Raw genomic sequence first — 16,669 nt, 5'->3', positions numbered from 1 at the left:
CCTCCTAGGCGGCCTGCTCGGCCTGTTTTAAGAGCTGATCGACCACCCATGCAGCGCTACGGGCACCATCTTCATGAAAGCCCCAGCCCCAGTAAGCGCCACAGTATGAGGTGCGGTTCTGGCTATTGATTTCAGCCCAGCGTTGTTGTGCTTCAATCGCGGAGGCATCAAACACCGGATGTCGGTAATGCCGTTCTACCCAGATTTTTTTCGGATCGAGGGTGAAATTAGGATTCAGAGTGGCAAAGACCTGAGTCTTGCATTGCAGGTTTTGCAACTGGTTCATCCAGTAACTGAAACCATAGTGCATACCACTGTGCTGGAAAGGTGTCTGTTCAGCTGCCTGACTCGGGGTCACATGCACATGCCAGCTGGCCCACTGACGTCTGGATTTGGGCATGATGCGGGTATCTGAATGCACCACCATACGGTTAGCCTGATAGCGGAACTTGCCCAGCACGTCCAGCTCCTGCGCTGTCGGGTCTTTAAGCAGTTTCAGGCTGTCGTCAGCATGACTGGCAAAGATCACCCAGTCAAAACGCTCACTGCCCTGTGCTGTTTCAACCAGTACATCATTGGCACTACGGGATACATGGAGCACACCCGTTTTGCGGAAAATAATATTCGTCTGGGACTGAATCGCACGAACGTAGCGAGCCGATCCACCTTTCACCGTGAGCCATAACGGCCGGTCTTTCAGTTGCAACATGCGATGGTGCTGGAAAAAGCTCACCACAAATTTATAGGGAATCTGTCCAGCCTGTTCCACCGGACAGGACCACAGCGCTCCACACATCGGATAGAGATGTTCCTGACGAAAGGCATCGCTATAACCATGTTGATTTAAATAATCATCAATACTGAGCTGTGTATCGACCTGTTCCACATCCAGATCTTTATTGGCTGCATAGAAACGGAACAGATCCGACAACATCGCGCGAAAATCAGTATTAAGAAAGTTTTGAGGTCGGAACAACAGCGAGAATTTTTTTGAAGGATTGTACTGTAAGCCACTGACCTGATTATTCACCGAAAAGCCCATGTCACTGCTTTGCGATTGAATCCCTAGTTCTTTTAGCATCGAGCAAAACAGCGGATAGTTATGCTCATTAAACACAATAAAGCCACTATCCACCGCAACCTGTTCACCCTCGATATTCAGCTGATGGGTATCGGTATGACCACCAAAGTAGTTATTCTTTTCAAAGACTGTGACTTCATGCACTTTGCTGAGTTTCCAGGCAGCGTACAGACCGGAAATACCTGAACCAATAATTGCAATTTTCATGGTGATTCCTTCGATTGAATCGTGTGAGTGTCGGCAGTAGCAGCTTTTTTATGTTTTCGAGCCTGAGCGATTTTACTGGCTTCATAAATCCGTGCCGGAATGGGCTTGAGGCCCCAGACCAGTCCCAGCCAGGACATGAGTTTCAGCAAGTAATAGGTCACATCAATCTGCCACCAGTAAAAACCCTGCCGGGTACTACCAGCATAGTAATGATGATTGTTATGCCAGCCTTCGCCTAAGGTGATGAGTGACAGAAATAAATTGTTACGGCTGTGGTCATCCGTCTCAAAATCACGGCTGCCATAATGATGCGCCAATGAATTGATGCACAAGGTCGCATGGATCAATAACACCGTGGAAACCACAAAGCCCCAGACCAGCAATTGCAGGCCGGACGTCCCGAGTTGCGGCCAAGTGATGGCCAGCCATTCGCCTAGTGCATAAATCCCGCCCGCAGTCAGCAACACCACAATCAAACTAAAACGGTCCAGCCAAATCAGTTCTGGATATTTCAGCCAGTCCTTGATCACCTCTTTACGCGTAGCAAAATTATATTCATTCAGAAACCAGCCGACATGGCTATACCAAAAACCATGCGTGGATGAATGTGGGTCTTGCAAGGTATCGGTATAGCGGTGGTGATAACGGTGATGAGCTGCCCACCATAGCGGGCCACGCTGCGCACTCATGGTGCCGAGCAATACAAACAGGAACTGTATCGGGCGTGAGGTCTGAAAAGTTTTATGCGACAGATAGCGATGAAAAAAAGCCGTGATGGAAAACATGCGGATCAAGTAGAACGCGACCATAAAGCCAAGCGCAAACCATGACACACCGACCCAGAACACAGCGAAACAGGCCAGATGCAGCAGAATAAAGGGTAAAATCCGGACCCACTGAATCTTGCTATTTTCAGCCGTCAGTGTTTCGGTTGGTGTCGATATAGACCAGCTATCTATCCATCGCATCAGACTTTTCAACATGGACTCATCCTATTTCGAGCAACTGTCTTTATTCCATTTGATGAGTCTAATCAGTCAGATATGAATTTTATGTGAAGTGAAAAAAAGCCGAACTGTAAGAGACTAAGCAGTTCGGCCAAAGGGTAGCAGATTAATGCGGTAATTTGATTAACTTTGTGATGTCGTAGCCATAGTGTCTCGCAGTCTCCAGATAGGACTGATAAGTTGCTTCGTCCAGTTGTGGTTCACGCGACAAAATCCACAGGTATTTGTTACTTGGTCCACCGACCAGTGCCACTTTATATTCTGGATCCACGCGTAATACCCAGTAATGACCTTTAGTAAACGGGATCCACCTTAAACCTGGAGGTAAAAAGCTGACCTTGAGTTTACTGTTGCCCTTATTTTGCGGATAAGCCACTCCTTCAGAGCTAATCATCTCACCATTGGCAATCCGACAACTATTTAACACACTCATGGTCTGATCGGCATTGACCTCATATTGTGCAGAGATATCCGATACACATTTACGCTGAAAATACATCGGTAAATGCGAAATTTCATACCACTTGCCTGCATACTGCTGGATATCCACCTGATCGACTGCCTGAGGCGCAACCGTTTCCGCTCGAGTCAGCATGCTTAAGCTCATGAGGGTCAGTGCCGTAACCGCAAAAACTGACTTGAATAGAGTATTCATTTTTAAGCCTTGAATGATTTCAGGACTAAGATAACCCAGGTGGATGTGAACAAAGCGTGAAGACAAAATCATGTGATCTAGCAGGCGTGCTGCTGAAAAGCCCTAGGCTATTTTCTAGGTTAAAGCCATTCTTTGCTGTCATCTGCTACAGGGGTATCATGCATCACATGCTGAATCATGGCATAAGCGATACTGCCCTTGAAGGGAATCTCAGGTAACTGATCAAACTTGAAAAATTGCGCGTCGCTCAGTTCATCTTCCTGAATCTGAATCTCACCCGAGTGATACTCTGCCCTGAAGGCCATCATCAGGTTGCTGGGAAACGGCCACGGCTGGCTGGCCAGATATTGAATATTCTTGATCTGCAGGCCGACTTCTTCCTGCGTCTCACGGCGTACTGCCTCCTCCAAGGTTTCGCCGACTTCAACAAATCCAGCAATCAGGCTGTACATCTGGGTTTTATTGCGGGCATTTTTCGCCAGCAGAATTTCATCTATACCCCGGGTGATGATGGTAATCACGCAGGGATTCACCCGGGGATACTGGTTATAGCCACAAGATGGACAGACCATGGCATACTGGCTGGCGTGCTGCTGGGTGGCATGGCCACATTTGCTGCAAAAGCAGTGATTACGGCGCCACTCCAGTAACTGTACGGCACGGCTGGCCTGTTCAAACTGCGGCCTGCTCCAGACCTGCACCAGTTGCCGAATCGGGATCAGTTGATAACCCTCGGGTACTGGTTCATCTTCTTTTAGATCCCGTGCAATGACCTGGCCATTTTCCGACAGGTTCAGGTCGTGCTGCAGTCTTTCCACTTGCGGCAACTGGAAATGATCATCCACCAGCAATTGCTGCTGTCTAAAAATATATGCTTTTGAATGCATGCTCATGACAATCCCCGGATTAAAAAAAATCCCATACAGAGGGGTGTATGGGACAAAACTAAGGAAGCTTACATGGAGTAACTTCATGGAAGATACTAGGCGCAGGCTGCCTGAATTACAACTATAATAATTTGTATCTTTTTGATTAAAATCACATAATTTTCACATCGTTTATGAGTTAAGAAATCATTAAAAATAAGGCTTATAAAATGAGTAAGATTTTAGCTAGATAAATGAACTTGCGTTCACGTGAGGACGATTTGCTAGTGATTTCTATCGGCAGCGGGATAAACTTAAAGTTGCGGAACAAATAATCCACCCATGCCCAACAGCTTCTTAGCCAGATAGATGAGTTATAAACCATGAAAAAACAGCATCTCCCTGAAAAAACCTGTATTCACTGCTTGCGCCTTTTTACTTGGCGCAAAAAATGGCAACGCTGCTGGGAGGAAGTCAGATACTGTTCTGAACGATGTAAACGTGAGTCCAAACTGCGTTCAAAACAAAGCGCTTAGAAACGTTTATACTGCCGCGCACAATAAGCCCGAATGACATCGGGGGAACGCAGTTGCAGATGTTTAGTTTTTCGGCCGGTGACTCGTTCACGCCACATTTTAAAACTTGATGCTTTCATATTTTTCCGCATCAAGCGAATCACTGCAGTTTCATTCAAGCCAAACTCACGCTGGATGGCTTCAAATGGGGTGCGATCTTCCCAGGCCATTTCAATGATCCTTGACAGATCTGCTCCCACATATTCAATTACTTGACGCACCACATACCTCTGTTTACTTTCATTTTTAAAATAAAAATTGAGCGATAAAATTTAACGCTATCTCTCTCTGTCTGGGTCAGATCAAGCTGACCAAACTCATCTTAAAAAAACGAAGATGAAGATTTTGTGATTTTTTGCGTGGATTGTATTTTGTTGCTGTCCTATCGGGCCTTCGATCTCAGCGTGTGGTCCAAATACCTGCTACCAAAGCCTATGCCTGGGATTGTTGTTAATGACATCGCCTAGATCAGACGGTATGCTGATGCTAAAAACACCTTGGGGAAATTGTGCTCGAAATTATTGCCCAGCTCTGCGGCGGTATTGGTCTATTCTTGATAGAAATGGCTTTTGATTGGGATCCTCTCAACATTGGGTCTGTAACCAATTTACAATATTGATAATCTCTTGATTTGAATTATTTTTCCTAACGATTGCATAGAAGTCAAAGTTGCAATAGGTAAATTCAAACGGCGCAATAATTCTGCCACTTAATATTTCCTTTTCTACCAAAATCTGGGGCGCTATAGCAATCCCCAATCCTGAAACAGCCGCCTCTATCATTAAATTGAGACGATCAAAATATCGATCATTCGATTTAGTCTCAAGGTTTAGATGGGATCGTTCAAACCAGATCTGCCAGGCATTCTTATTGGAATAAGTGTGAAGTAATGGGTGCTCAAAAAGATCATGAATACTAGTGAGAGCATAGCTTTCACCTTTACAAACTGGTCCCATGTTGTCCGGAAATAAAAGAAATTTATCCAAAAACTTAGGCAGCATTTCATCTACATTCAAACTATTGATAAAAATATCAATTTTTTCTTTTTCCAGTAGCTTTAGGTCGTTACAGGTCATCAATTTAATAGAGATATTAGGATAAAGGCTCTCTAGTTTTTCCAGTCGTGGAATTAACCAGTTCGCCATAAAGCTATGAGAGGCACCGATTACGATTTCTACTTCTGACGCTTTGTGAGTTAATTCAAATACACATTCTTCCAGCTCATTGAAGAAGTGAGTACAAAGACGGGATAAGTCTTCTGCATCCTGAGTGAGAGTAATCGTTGATGAATGCCGAATAAATAATTTTTTATCCAACCATTCTTCGAGCTGTTTGATTTGATGGCTGATTGCACTATGAGTGACACACAGTTCTTCCGCAGCCAAGCTGAAGCTTTGATGTCTAGCGACCGCTTCAAATGCTTTAAGTGAATTTAAGGGCGGTAAGGTTCTACGTTTCATGCTGTAAATTTTTCTAACATCATAAATCAAAAATATATCAATTATCAGGAAAATGGAAATCTTTTAAGATCCAATCAATGTTGAAATTTTAAGAGAAAGACAATGACAACTCCTTATATCGGTCAGGGTCCTGATCAAGGTGGTTTTTTCGGTAAATTTGGTGGCTGCTATATGCCTGAAAGCCTGATGCCAGCTCTACAAGATTTAGAACAAGCCTTTAATACCATACGGAATCAACCTGAATTTTGGGCTGAATATCGACAGATTTTAACCGACTTCGTGGGTCGCCCTAGCCCGCTATTCTATGCAAAAAATCTAACTTCCTACGCAGGGGGAGCCAAAATATATCTCAAGCGAGAAGATTTGAACCATACCGGCGCCCATAAGATCAATAACTGTGTGGGGCAAATATTATTGGCTAAATTCATGGGTAAAACCAGAATCATTGCTGAAACAGGTGCAGGACAGCATGGTGTTGCCACAGCAATCGTCTGTGCACTCTTTAAGATGAAATGCACGATCTATATGGGTAAAACAGATATTCAACGTCAGCAACCGAATGTTGAACGTATGAAATTACTTGGTGCTGAAGTACAAGGCGTAAAAAAAGGCCGTGGAACCCTGAAAGATGCTATGAATGAAGCCTTACGTGACTGGATCAGTCATGTCGACACGACTTACTATCTGCTAGGAACTGGTGCTGGCCCGCATCCCTACCCGACTATTGTGAGAGAGTTCCAGAAAATTATTGGCATCGAAGCCAGAAACCAGATTCTTCTTAAAGAAAATAAACTCCCAGATGCTTTGGTTGCTTGTGTCGGTGGGGGTTCCAATGCATTAGGACTCATGCACCCCTTTCTAGAGGATACCAATGTCAAAATGTTTGGAATTGAAGCTGGCGGGAAAGGCACTGATAGTCATGAACATGCTGCCTCGATTTCCAAAGGTCGAGTCGGCGTCTTGCATGGTAATTTGACTTACTTACTGCAAGATTCAGACGGGCAAATTCTAGAGGGACATTCCATATCCGCAGGACTGGATTACCCTGGGGTTGGCCCTGAGCATTGCATCCTGTTTGAAACAAGCCGCGTGACTTATGCAGCAGTCAAAGATGAAGAGGCTGTACATGCCTTTCAACTACTGAGCCAGCAAGAGGGCATTATCCCAGCGCTGGAAAGTTCTCATGCTATTGCCTATGCCATCAAACTTGCGAAAGAAATGCATCCGGAACAGACAATTATCATCAATTTAAGCGGTCGAGGTGACAAAGACTTAGACACAGTCAAAAAGTATCTTGCAGGAGCACGCGCATGAACCGTTTAGATCAAAAACTAATGCAATTAAAACAGGAAAATCGCAGTGGTTTAGTCTGTTATTTTACTGCCGGAGATCCTGATTTTAATGAAAGTTATCGTCTATTTAGTCAATTGGGTCAAGCTGGAGCTGATATCATCGAAGTGGGCATCCCATTTTCTGATCCTGTGGCAGATGGAGAGACCATCCAGGCTGCTCATGTTAGAGCACTCGCTTCTGGTCAGACCGTGCATCGAACCATTGAGCTCGTGAAAGCTATCCGTTTACAGGATGAAACCACCCCGATTATTTTAATGACCTATTTAAACCCAATCATACAATATGGTTTCGAGAAGCTGGTTGCGGATACCGAAAATTTGATTGAGGGGATTCTGATCCTAGATGCCCCTTATGAATATCGGGAAAAATTTAAACAGATATTAAATGAAAAAAATATGCATTTAATTGCAATGAGCGCACCCACTACTCCAGTTGAGCGATTGAAACAAATCTCAGCCAGTGCGACAGGATTTTTATATCATGTTGCGGAAAATGGTCTCACCGGCGGTACTTTAAATCTGACCAATCTTGAAAAAAAGATTGCTGAAATCAAACCAATTTTTAATATCCCGATTGCTATTGGCTTTGGGATTAAAGATGAAAGTCATGTGAAAGCCTTAGCCAATAAAGTTGATCTGGTGGTGATCGGTTCGGCACTGGTGGATACCTTTTTTAAGCAAGGTGTAGACGCCACATTAGAAAAAGTTAAAATTTTTTCACAAATTCTGAAAGAGAAATCTTAGTTTTTCTTTATGATCCTTAATAGAGAATTTATGGCATAAGGTTTTCACCTTCTTATGCTATATTCCATAGTTTACCTCCTCTCCCCCTTAAAAGAGGAAGAGAAAGTAAAATAAATTAAAGAAAGCTTGGCAAACCTTTAGCAGGATCTGTTTCACGTGCCGCTTGAGCATCTGCTACAGTCATACCTAAGGCCTTAGCAACGCCTTGCCCATAAGCTGGATCGCAAGCATAACAGTTGCGGATATGACGGTATTTGATGAAATCTAGCGCATCACCCATCGCTGCGGCCGTGTTATTAAACAGGGCCTGTTTCTGCTCATCATTCATCAAATTGAACAGGGCACGTGGCTGGCTGAAGTAATCATTGTCATCTTCACGGAAGTCCCAGAAATCAGCATCACCGGTAATCTTTAATGCTGGTTCTTTAAACTGAGGTTGTTCCTGCCACTGGTTAAAACTGTTCGGTTCATAATGTGGCAATGAACCATAGTTGCCATCCATGCGGCCCTGACCATCACGACGATTAGAGTTTACAGGGCAGCGTGCAGCATTGACCGGAACCTGTGAATGATTTACACCAACACGGTAACGCGCTGCGTCGGCATAGTTCACTAAACGTGCCTGTAACATACGGTCCGGTGAGTAGCTGATGCCCGGTACAAGATTACTAGGTGCAAAGGCTGCCTGTTCTACATCCTGGAAATAGTTTTCCGGATTGCGGTTCAGCTCAAATTCACCGACTTCAATCAGTGGATAATCGCCCTTCGGCCAGACTTTGGTCAGGTCAAATGGATGATAAGGCACTGTTTCGGCTTCCAGTTCTGGCATGACTTGAACGTACATTTTCCATTTTGGATAGTCGCCACGTTCGATGGCATCAAACAGGTCGGTCTGGCTGCTTTCACGGTCTTTGGCAATCAAGTCTGCTGCTTCAGCATCGGTCAGGTTCTGGATGCCTTGCTGGGTACGCATATGGAATTTCACCCAGAAGCGTTCATTTTGGGCATTGATAAAACTGAAGGTATGGCTGCCAAAACCATGCATATGACGGTAGCCAGCAGGAATACCGCGATCCGACATGACAATGGTCACCTGATGCAAGGCTTCAGGCAATAATGTCCAGAAATCCCAGTTATTGGTGGCACTGCGCTTGTTGGTTTTCGGGTCACGTTTGACTGCTTTATTCAGGTCAGGGAACTTGCGGGCATCCCGCAGGAAAAATACCGGAGTATTGTTGCCAACTAGATCCCAGTTGCCTTCTTCAGTATAGAATTTCAGGGCAAAACCGCGAATATCACGTTCTGCATCGGCCGCACCACGTTCACCCGCCACCGTTGAGAAACGCGCAAACATTTCGGTTTTTTTGCCGACTTCAGAGAAAATTTTAGCGCGGCTATATTGGGTAATATCATTGGTCACGGTAAAGGTACCGAAAGCACCTGAACCTTTGGCATGCATACGACGCTCTGGAATCACTTCACGGACAAAGTTGGCCAGTTTTTCATTCAGCCATAAATCCTGGGCAAGTAAAGGTCCACGCGCACCTGCCGTCATACTGTTCTGATTGTCGACCACAGGGGCACCAGCTTCAGTAGTCAGGTGGGTAACAGGACATTTTTTAGGGTCTTGACTCATACTATTAACTCCCGTTTCTTTTCATTTAAATTGCCGAGAGAAACTTAAGATCTCCATATTCTAGTTTACGCTTAACTAGCGTATTAAAATATTAAACTAAAGAGTGTCTACAAAATCGGTGGCTATTCAGTACATGGTGCCATGGGATTCTTGGTCAACAGTAGCCCAAATTTATTGATAGCACTGAAAGCATTTCAGGAATTTATTCCCACCCGTATCAGCTTTGCACATTTAAATCTTGAATACACCGAACATTCAGTCAATATATCACTGTATTTTGATTTTCAACTGTCTGAACAGGTACATCGTCTATTGGCTGAAACCTGTGCCGTGATTTTATTTGAGTGTGCTGAATTTATTGTTGGACGCCCTCTCCATGACGCTCAAATCTGTTTTGCGCACGCAGAACCCGACTATCACCAAGCCTATGCGCAGTATTTATCGGGCGCTTATTCTTTTTCCGCACCTGCAATCAAAGCCACCTTTCCTTTCAGTCTATGTCACATTCCGAATGCCTCGGCCAATCAAGACAGTTATTTACTCGCGATGCAACAATGCGAAAGCATGCTACAGCAGCTCAAACCGGGCAAGCAAAGCTATGTGTATATGATAAAAAAAATGATGCTGTCGAGTTCGCTACATGAACTGAGTGAAGACCAAATTGCAGCGGCATTGTTTATGAGTAAACGGACATTGGCACGTCAACTTGCCGCAGATGGCACAAGCTTTAGGGAGATTCGAGATGCAATTTTGTCGGAGCAAGCACGTCGTTATTTAACAGACAGTACTTTATCTGTCGATGCGATTGCAACGCTATTAAACTATCATGACAGTTCTAACTTTAGACGCGCATTTAAGCGTTGGTTTAACGTTACACCGAGCCAATATCGTAATCAATATAGTTAAACTTTGGGTAAAGTTCATTGCATAAGCAGGTGAAATATTTTTTATCATTCAAAATTGACCTGATTGAAGATTAATTTTTTTCTGTATTCATGACCATCCCTGATCGGACGGCTAAACATCATGTCGTTCGAATAAGACCTTTAAATCAGCCATTTGTTATAATTTCGATATTCAATGAATGGCAAAATTAAATGGATCATTTGCAGAAGTTACAGATATATGTGCGTGTGGTTGAAACCCAAAGCTTTACTCACACTGCTGAGACATTGGGTGTGCATCGTCCACTGATTTCCAAAGCCATCAAACAGCTTGAACATGAATTGGGGGTGAGATTACTCAATAGAACCACCCGTAAAGTCAGCATGACTTTAGAAGGTGAAGCTTTCTATCACAAAGCATTGCAACTCCTTAAAGACTTCGATGCTATTTTTAATAGCTTTCAGCCAAATCTACAGACTCAAAATATATCGGGTAAACTGCGCATCAACGTACCCATCACCATTGCCAAAGCCATTCTGATTCCTCATTTGGCAGAGTTTAAACAACAATATCCAAATATCGAGTTGATTCTAGAATCCTCTGATTCCTTAGTGGATCTCATTGATCAAGGTGTCGATTTTGCAATTCGACTCGGCTACTTAGATGACTCAACCCTCATTGCAAAATCACTTGGACAAGTTGAAATGATCACTTGTGCTGCCCCTTCTTATTTAAAAAAATATGGCACACCGCATACCTTAGATGATCTAAAACACCATCAAGCCATCAATTATTTTAGCGGTAAACAACGTAAGGTTATGAATTGGCAATTTATTGTGAATCAGAAACTTGAAGAATATAAATTGGATTCAAGTATTTTAGTCAATGATTCAGAATCATTTTTAAGCGCAGCCTTACATGGTTTGGGCTTAATTCAAGGGGTTCGTCATGCAATACAGCCGTATCTCGAGAATGGCCAACTCATTGAAGTGTTATCAACTTATCAAAATATGCCTAAACCTATTTCTTTGCTCTACACTCACCGTGAACATTTACCTGCACGTATGCAAGTCTTTATAGATTGGATTGAAAGGATATTTGCAAGAGATTGTGATAAAAAATAGAACCAATCTATAAATAGATTGTTTATTTATCTGATCTGTTTGAACCACTATGCTAATTCCATCTGTTAAACATATGGAAAAGAAACATGTCTAAAACTGTGGTGATGCGTGCTATCGGTGGTGCTGAGGTCCTACAAATTGAAGATCTAGAAATTCCTGCTCCCAAAGCACGTGAAGTACAAATGGCAGTCCATGCGATCGGCTTAAATCGGGCTGAAATCATGTACCGTACCGGTAATTATGTGATTGAACCCACTTTTCCTTCTGTACTTGGCTATGAAGCCGCAGGTATCGTTACAGCGATTGGCGAAGGTGTTTCAGAGTTTAGTATTGGCGATGCAGTGAGTGTCATTCCATCTTTTGGTTTTGATGAATATGGTACATACGCAGAACTCATCAATCTGCCAGTCCATGCTGTTGTAAAACATCCTAAAGATTTGACATTCCAACAAGCGGCTGCAAGCTGGATGATGTTTGTGACGGCTTATGGTGCATTAGTACATTTTGGCAACTTACAGAAAGACCAATATGTTGTTATTGGTGCTGCATCTAGCAGTGTTGGCGTGGCAGCAATTCAAATTACTAATATGTTAGGCGCTACCCCAATCGCATTAACTCGTACTAGTGCTAAAAAGCAGCAACTGATAGATCTAGGGGCTAAATATGTGATCGCTACTGAGGAGCAAGATTTAGTAAATGAATTGAATCGTATTACCAATCACCAGGGGGTAAATATGGTGTTTGATCCTGTAGGTGGTCCAGCTGTAGGTAAAATCATGCAAGCTATGGCTAAACAAGGCACATTCTTCCAATATGGTGCGCTTGATACACGTGATATCCAAATGAGTGTTATGGATGTTTTAGGCAAACATTTAACATTACGTGGTTATGAGCTCTTTGAAATTACCACTGATTCCAATGCGCTAGAACAGGCAAAACAATTTGTTTATCGTGGTTTGGAGTCAGGTCAGTTATCACCTTTAATTGACCAAGTCTTTAATTTTGAGAATATCCAAGAAGCTCATAAATACATGGAAACAAATGCCCAAATCGGCAAGATCGTAGTTAACGTTCAGTAATTTAGATGCCCTATACTGCCATCTATAGGGCATTTTAGTTCCAATACAATATTTTTGGTTAGCCGAGTTTCATCATAGATCTGACCACACTCGATGCCGTGATCGGGTTATTTAATGCTGTTTTACTAGAGCATTAAATAACTCAAATCACGGATAATTAGTTTCAGCGGGCATTTACTTTACTAGTTTTCTGTCAATAGATCATGGTTAATATATTAAAAAACTAAGGCTCTTATAAATCGTATAAAATAAATAATACAGAATATAAGTAGTTTACTTTACAATATTTCAGTCTTAATAATGCTTGAATCTAATTTTATATATTTACTAATATATTCTAATTAAAACTTGGATTTCATAACCATTAACTATACAGTACAACTATCAATAAAATCTCCCCACCATTGCATCATTTCCACGCGCTGATTGAAATATTCTGCATGATTATAACTTGCACGGGTTTTATTTTTATCAGTATGAGATAGCTGTGCTTCAATCCAATTTGATTGAAATAAACCAGATTCATTTAATATGGTACTAAATGTTGAGCGTAAACCATGAGATGATAGTTCATTTTTAGTATATCCCATTTTTCTAATAATCAAGTTCAGGGTATTAAAATGAATAGGTTTATGATTATTACGGGGGCTAGAAAATACATATTTTTCGCCATGAGACCAAGCGAGTGCTGATTTCACAACTTCAAGTGCTTGATCAGATAGTGGAACTAAAAAGTCAGGAATATCATGACCTAAAATAACTTTTCTTCTATATTGTTTAATATGTAAGGCCGGTATTTTCCATATTCTTTTATCCAGATCGAAGTGATGTGGTTCAGAAAGCAGTAATTCTCCACCACGTACGCCTGTATATAACTTAAATAATAGGGCTTTTTTAATGATAGGATCTGTATTAATCTGATTCAATCTAGCTAAGAAATTAGATAGTTCATCTGAGTTCAAATGAGGATAATTTTTCTTAATCTTATTATTAACTAATATTTTATGAAGCCCATTTGCAATATTATATTCACAATACCCCATTGCTACAGCATAATCATAAATCTGATTTAAATAACTGTAAGCTTTCTTTACAGGTTCTTTTACATTTCTAGATTCTATATTTTTAATAACCTTAACCAGATCATATCTTTTAACTTCAATAAATGGCGTTAGTCCAATATTTGGATAAATATCCTGATCTAAACATTTTTTTGCAAGCTGAATTACACCGCATCGTGGTTCATCTTCAAAGGAATTTTTAATTTTAAATTCTAACCACTCTTCACAAATATCCTGAAAAGTTTTGATGTCTTTTTTATGCAGCAGTTTATTTTGATAATCATTAAATTTATATTCATCCCGGACTGATCTGGCCTCTTTCAAGGACATTACAGGATATTCGCCCAACTTCATGCGAGGACGTTTATTTGTCCCTACAAGTGAATAGCGGTAACTCCAAGATTTACGTCCATTTGGTTCTATCTTTAAACTTAAGCCGTCATCATCTGCCAGAAAATAGACTTTTTCCTTTGGTTTAGCCTGGCGTACCTTAATTTCCGTAAGACTCATGAATATTTAACCTAACCACAAATGACACTGCGCAATTCAATTATAGCAAATTTAAGCAATTTTCATATGATGCGTATCATACGCATCATATATTTTTATAAGTTATTGTTAAATCTGTTTTATATTTAGAGTGATTGCTTTTTAGTAACCATTTAATTAACCATTGATTCTACAAGTTAAATAAAAAAACCGGCTTAAAGCCGGTTTTTTATCTTAAATATTCAGATCATGATTTCTTCACATCAAAACGGTCTGCATTCATCACTTTTGTCCAAACACAAACAATGAACCGTACCGGGTTTGTCGGAGACTCAATATTCTGAGAGACTATTCCGATGAAAAAACCAACCTATACCCTCGAAATTAGAGAAAGAGCGGTTCAATTACTAATTGAATCTGAAAAAGATTATCCTTCTACTTGGGCTGCAATCACAGCAATTGCGCCTAAGATTGGTTGTACTCCTGAAACACTTCGTGCCTGGCATCAAAAGCATTTAGATCAGCAAAATCCTATTAAAGTACAACAGATATCTGATCAAGAAAAAATGAAGCAAATGGAACGTGAAATTAAAGAATTAAAGCGTGCCAATGAAATTCTACGTAAAGCAGCCGCTTTTTTCGCCCAGGCGGAGCTCGACCGCCCACACAAATAATGGTGGATTTCATCCATAACAATAAAGACTTATATGGTGTTGATGCGATTTGTAGGATTTTACCGATCGCAGCTTCAACCTATTACCGAACTTTAGATCTCGCTGACAAGAGATGGCTCCGTAAATTTGAACAACACCTATAAGTGATAAAATTGCTGGTTCAGTTATTTGGGGTAACTGTTCTAATAACCAGTCTGGTAATTTTTTTAATTCAGTCGGTTGCATTTTTAGTTATCCTATTTTTAATAATTTCAACTTGTTACATACGTTACACAACATAATTTATGCAAGTTCAGTATAAGGAACCCGGCGCAAGTACAAAGATTTTTGACATAAACTGATCACACTTATATTCATCACAAGACATAAAAAAGAGCGCACGGAGCGCTCTTGATGCGAGCTTTTAAAGCTCAGCTGAACTTTTCGGGACTTCATACCGGATATAAGACGCAAATGTCAGGTAATTAATCCCCTGAAATAAAATATCAATCGCCAGAAACAGGCCCAGGACCCAAAACGGTGCATCTGGGGATTGCAAAATCACAATCCCTGCCAGCAGGGTCAAGATGCCTGAAAATAAAGTCCAGCCCCATCCACCCAGAGCGCGAAACAAAAGGCTATTCAAGATCCGGATGATACCTGCAATAATTAGAATAATCGCCAGAATATGGGTCAGGACCACCGCGGTCTGTAGCGGTGTACTGAACGCATAATATCCGGCAAGCAAGTATAAAAGACCGAATAAGGCCCAGAACCAGCGAAAACCGCCATGAAAAATTTTAAATGCAGCAACAAAATGCAGAATCCCGCCGATCATCATCAGTACGCCAAACATGAATACCACGGACAAGGTTGCAAAGGGTAAAGTCGCTAGCAAGACCAGACCAAAAATCACTAGTAAAATGCCCAGCCCCAGATACCATTTTCGCTTTTGATGCAACTGACTACGTACCAAGTCATTGCCTACTGTTTTCATCTTTTCTTCTCAAGTGATGTCTTATTTGACTGATCATACTTTAAAACTTGATTGGCTTTAGAAGAATCTTACGTTTCCTCTTGCATAAAAAAATAAAATTATGTTTTAGTAGCCGATTAACATCGATATAAAGAGGTGGTCCCACTTGTTTGAACAACTAAAAGCTTATTTATAAGTGATATTCTGCTCTAGTTAAGCTACCTTATTTTGTTGTGGTAGCTGGTCATAGTAAAACTCATCTGGAGTCATTTTGTCCAGACTCGAATGAGGTCGTTTCAAATTATAAAATTCAAAATATGCACTCAATTGCTTTTTCGCATCGGTGACACTGCTATAAGCTTTGAGATACACCTCTTCATATTTAACGCTTCTCCATAACCGTTCAACCATCACATTATCAATCCATCGACCTTTACCATCCATACTGATTTGAATGCCATTTGATTTCAATACATCAATAAATGCATCACTGGTGAACTGACTGCCCTGGTCTGTATTAAATATTTCAGGTGATCCATATTTTTCAATCGCTTCATTTAAAGCCGAAATACAAAAATCCACCTCCATACTAATCGATACCCTATGCGCAAGTACCTTGCGGCTATGCCAATCAATCACAGCACATAAATAAACAAAGCCTTTTGCCATAGGGATATACGTTATATCCGTACACCACACTTGATTACTGCGCTGAATAGCCAATCCTTTGAGCAGATATGGATATTTACGGTGAGCTTGATTGGCCTGACTTAGATTTGGTTTACGATATAACGCATTAATGCCCATTTTCTTCATTAA

16 protein-coding genes, 1 pseudogene and 1 other annotated feature are annotated in these 16,669 nt (G+C 41.4%); of the genes and pseudogenes, 7 read left to right on the top strand and 10 right to left on the bottom strand.

Translation table 11 applies throughout. The annotated features are described in order from the left end of the window. Positions 1-4: 4 nt before the first annotated feature. From FTU40_RS13790 to nudC, 4 genes are all read right to left on the bottom strand, one after another. Positions 5-1,288: an NAD(P)/FAD-dependent oxidoreductase gene (locus tag FTU40_RS13790; RefSeq protein ID WP_100535553.1), complete on the bottom strand. Its 1,284-nt coding sequence runs from the start codon at positions 1,286-1,288 to the stop codon at positions 5-7. Further along, positions 1,285-2,271, bottom strand: coding sequence for an acyl-CoA desaturase (locus tag FTU40_RS13785; protein ID WP_071852181.1), 987 nt, complete (start codon positions 2,269-2,271; stop codon positions 1,285-1,287). The genes FTU40_RS13790 and FTU40_RS13785 overlap by 4 nt, the downstream gene beginning before the upstream one ends. A 130-nt stretch (positions 2,272-2,401) precedes the next feature. Further along, entirely contained in the window at positions 2,402-2,950 is a 549-nt protein-coding gene (locus tag FTU40_RS13780; RefSeq protein WP_100535594.1) for a lipocalin family protein, read from the bottom strand. Between the two features lie 119 nt (positions 2,951-3,069). Next, positions 3,070-3,843, bottom strand: a complete 774-nt coding sequence (nudC, locus tag FTU40_RS13775; RefSeq protein WP_100535554.1) for an NAD(+) diphosphatase — start codon at positions 3,841-3,843, stop codon at positions 3,070-3,072. A 356-nt stretch (positions 3,844-4,199) separates the two neighbouring features. Between nudC and FTU40_RS13770 the strand changes: the two genes are divergently transcribed. Next, positions 4,200-4,352, top strand: coding sequence for a DUF2256 domain-containing protein (locus FTU40_RS13770; protein ID WP_159138906.1), 153 nt, complete (start codon positions 4,200-4,202; stop codon positions 4,350-4,352). On the opposite strand, the gene FTU40_RS13765 is transcribed toward FTU40_RS13770, so the two are convergent. Then, a complete protein-coding gene (locus FTU40_RS13765) occupies positions 4,349-4,600 on the bottom strand; it encodes a TIGR03643 family protein (RefSeq protein ID WP_373683532.1) in 252 nt (83 codons plus the stop codon). The genes FTU40_RS13770 and FTU40_RS13765 overlap by 4 nt on opposite strands. Before the next feature lie 375 nt (positions 4,601-4,975). Then, complete coding sequence (locus tag FTU40_RS13760) at positions 4,976-5,851, bottom strand: LysR substrate-binding domain-containing protein (protein ID WP_100535557.1); 876 nt, start codon at positions 5,849-5,851, stop codon at positions 4,976-4,978. Positions 5,852-5,953: 102 nt separating this feature from the next. On the opposite strand from FTU40_RS13760, the gene trpB reads away from it, so the two are divergent. Together trpB and trpA are read left to right on the top strand one after the other, a co-directional pair. After that, on the top strand, positions 5,954-7,165 hold the full coding sequence (trpB, locus tag FTU40_RS13755) for a tryptophan synthase subunit beta (protein WP_100535558.1): 1,212 nt from the start codon (positions 5,954-5,956) through the stop codon (positions 7,163-7,165). Then, positions 7,162-7,947: a tryptophan synthase subunit alpha gene (trpA, locus tag FTU40_RS13750; protein WP_180000711.1), complete on the top strand. Its 786-nt coding sequence runs from the start codon at positions 7,162-7,164 to the stop codon at positions 7,945-7,947. Before trpB ends, trpA begins: the two co-directional genes overlap by 4 nt. Positions 7,948-8,062: 115 nt before the next feature. Here the strand turns inward: trpA and FTU40_RS13745 are convergent, their stop codons facing one another. Beyond that, a complete protein-coding gene (locus FTU40_RS13745; protein ID WP_049590605.1) occupies positions 8,063-9,583 on the bottom strand; it encodes a catalase in 1,521 nt (506 codons plus the stop codon). A gap of 141 nt (positions 9,584-9,724) precedes the next feature. On the opposite strand from FTU40_RS13745, the gene FTU40_RS13740 reads away from it, so the two are divergent. From FTU40_RS13740 to FTU40_RS13730, 3 genes are all read left to right on the top strand, one after another. Continuing rightward, positions 9,725-10,489, top strand: a complete 765-nt coding sequence (locus FTU40_RS13740; RefSeq protein ID WP_180041229.1) for an AraC family transcriptional regulator — start codon at positions 9,725-9,727, stop codon at positions 10,487-10,489. A gap of 191 nt (positions 10,490-10,680) precedes the next feature. Further along, positions 10,681-11,592 carry a LysR family transcriptional regulator gene (locus FTU40_RS13735; RefSeq protein ID WP_100535562.1) on the top strand — a complete coding sequence of 304 codons (912 nt, stop codon included), beginning with the start codon at positions 10,681-10,683 and terminating at the stop codon, positions 11,590-11,592. An 86-nt stretch (positions 11,593-11,678) separates the two neighbouring features. After that, positions 11,679-12,671 (top strand): zinc-dependent alcohol dehydrogenase family protein, encoded by a 993-nt coding sequence (locus FTU40_RS13730; protein WP_159138988.1) that lies wholly within the window; start codon positions 11,679-11,681, stop codon positions 12,669-12,671. A gap of 368 nt (positions 12,672-13,039) precedes the next feature. On the opposite strand, the gene FTU40_RS13725 is transcribed toward FTU40_RS13730, so the two are convergent. Then, positions 13,040-14,242 (bottom strand): integrase arm-type DNA-binding domain-containing protein, encoded by a 1,203-nt coding sequence (locus FTU40_RS13725; RefSeq protein WP_159138989.1) that lies wholly within the window; start codon positions 14,240-14,242, stop codon positions 13,040-13,042. A 335-nt stretch (positions 14,243-14,577) separates the two neighbouring features. Here FTU40_RS13725 and FTU40_RS13720 point away from each other — a divergent pair. Beyond that, positions 14,578-15,002 (top strand): annotated as a pseudogene (locus FTU40_RS13720) (transposase); the annotation flags it as partial. Continuing rightward, positions 14,853-14,969: a sequence feature (AL1L pseudoknot), on the top strand. Its footprint overlaps the pseudogene before it by 117 nt. A gap of 296 nt (positions 15,003-15,298) precedes the next feature. Here FTU40_RS13720 and FTU40_RS13715 read toward each other — a convergent pair. Together FTU40_RS13715 and FTU40_RS13710 are read right to left on the bottom strand one after the other, a co-directional pair. Beyond that, a complete protein-coding gene (locus FTU40_RS13715) occupies positions 15,299-15,871 on the bottom strand; it encodes an HdeD family acid-resistance protein (protein WP_159139015.1) in 573 nt (190 codons plus the stop codon). 192 nt (positions 15,872-16,063) lie between these two features. Continuing rightward, a partial coding sequence (locus tag FTU40_RS13710) for an IS3 family transposase (RefSeq protein ID WP_161405089.1) occupies positions 16,064-16,669 on the bottom strand: 606 nt, incomplete at its 5' end.

The sequence above is a fragment of the Acinetobacter sp. YH12100 genome (assembly GCF_013419135.1).
GTDB classification, from domain to species: Bacteria; Pseudomonadota; Gammaproteobacteria; order Pseudomonadales; family Moraxellaceae; genus Acinetobacter; species Acinetobacter pseudolwoffii.
This window is presented reverse-complemented; position numbering and strand designations above follow the sequence as displayed.

Coding starts and splice junctions, on each gene's coding strand:
- FTU40_RS13740 (WP_180041229.1), top strand. CDS start 9,725: ATGGGATTCTTGGTCAACAGTAGCCCAAATTTATTGATAGCACTGAAA.
- trpA (WP_180000711.1), top strand. CDS start 7,162: ATGAACCGTTTAGATCAAAAACTAATGCAATTAAAACAGGAAAATCGC.
- FTU40_RS13780 (WP_100535594.1), bottom strand. CDS start 2,950: ATGAATACTCTATTCAAGTCAGTTTTTGCGGTTACGGCACTGACCCTC.
- FTU40_RS13715 (WP_159139015.1), bottom strand. CDS start 15,871: ATGAAAACAGTAGGCAATGACTTGGTACGTAGTCAGTTGCATCAAAAG.
- FTU40_RS13790 (WP_100535553.1), bottom strand. CDS start 1,288: ATGAAAATTGCAATTATTGGTTCAGGTATTTCCGGTCTGTACGCTGCC.
- trpB (WP_100535558.1), top strand. CDS start 5,954: ATGACAACTCCTTATATCGGTCAGGGTCCTGATCAAGGTGGTTTTTTC.
- FTU40_RS13770 (WP_159138906.1), top strand. CDS start 4,200: ATGAAAAAACAGCATCTCCCTGAAAAAACCTGTATTCACTGCTTGCGC.
- FTU40_RS13760 (WP_100535557.1), bottom strand. CDS start 5,851: ATGAAACGTAGAACCTTACCGCCCTTAAATTCACTTAAAGCATTTGAA.
- FTU40_RS13735 (WP_100535562.1), top strand. CDS start 10,681: ATGGATCATTTGCAGAAGTTACAGATATATGTGCGTGTGGTTGAAACC.
- nudC (WP_100535554.1), bottom strand. CDS start 3,843: ATGAGCATGCATTCAAAAGCATATATTTTTAGACAGCAGCAATTGCTG.
- FTU40_RS13745 (WP_049590605.1), bottom strand. CDS start 9,583: ATGAGTCAAGACCCTAAAAAATGTCCTGTTACCCACCTGACTACTGAA.
- FTU40_RS13725 (WP_159138989.1), bottom strand. CDS start 14,242: ATGAGTCTTACGGAAATTAAGGTACGCCAGGCTAAACCAAAGGAAAAA.
- FTU40_RS13730 (WP_159138988.1), top strand. CDS start 11,679: ATGTCTAAAACTGTGGTGATGCGTGCTATCGGTGGTGCTGAGGTCCTA.
- FTU40_RS13785 (WP_071852181.1), bottom strand. CDS start 2,271: ATGTTGAAAAGTCTGATGCGATGGATAGATAGCTGGTCTATATCGACA.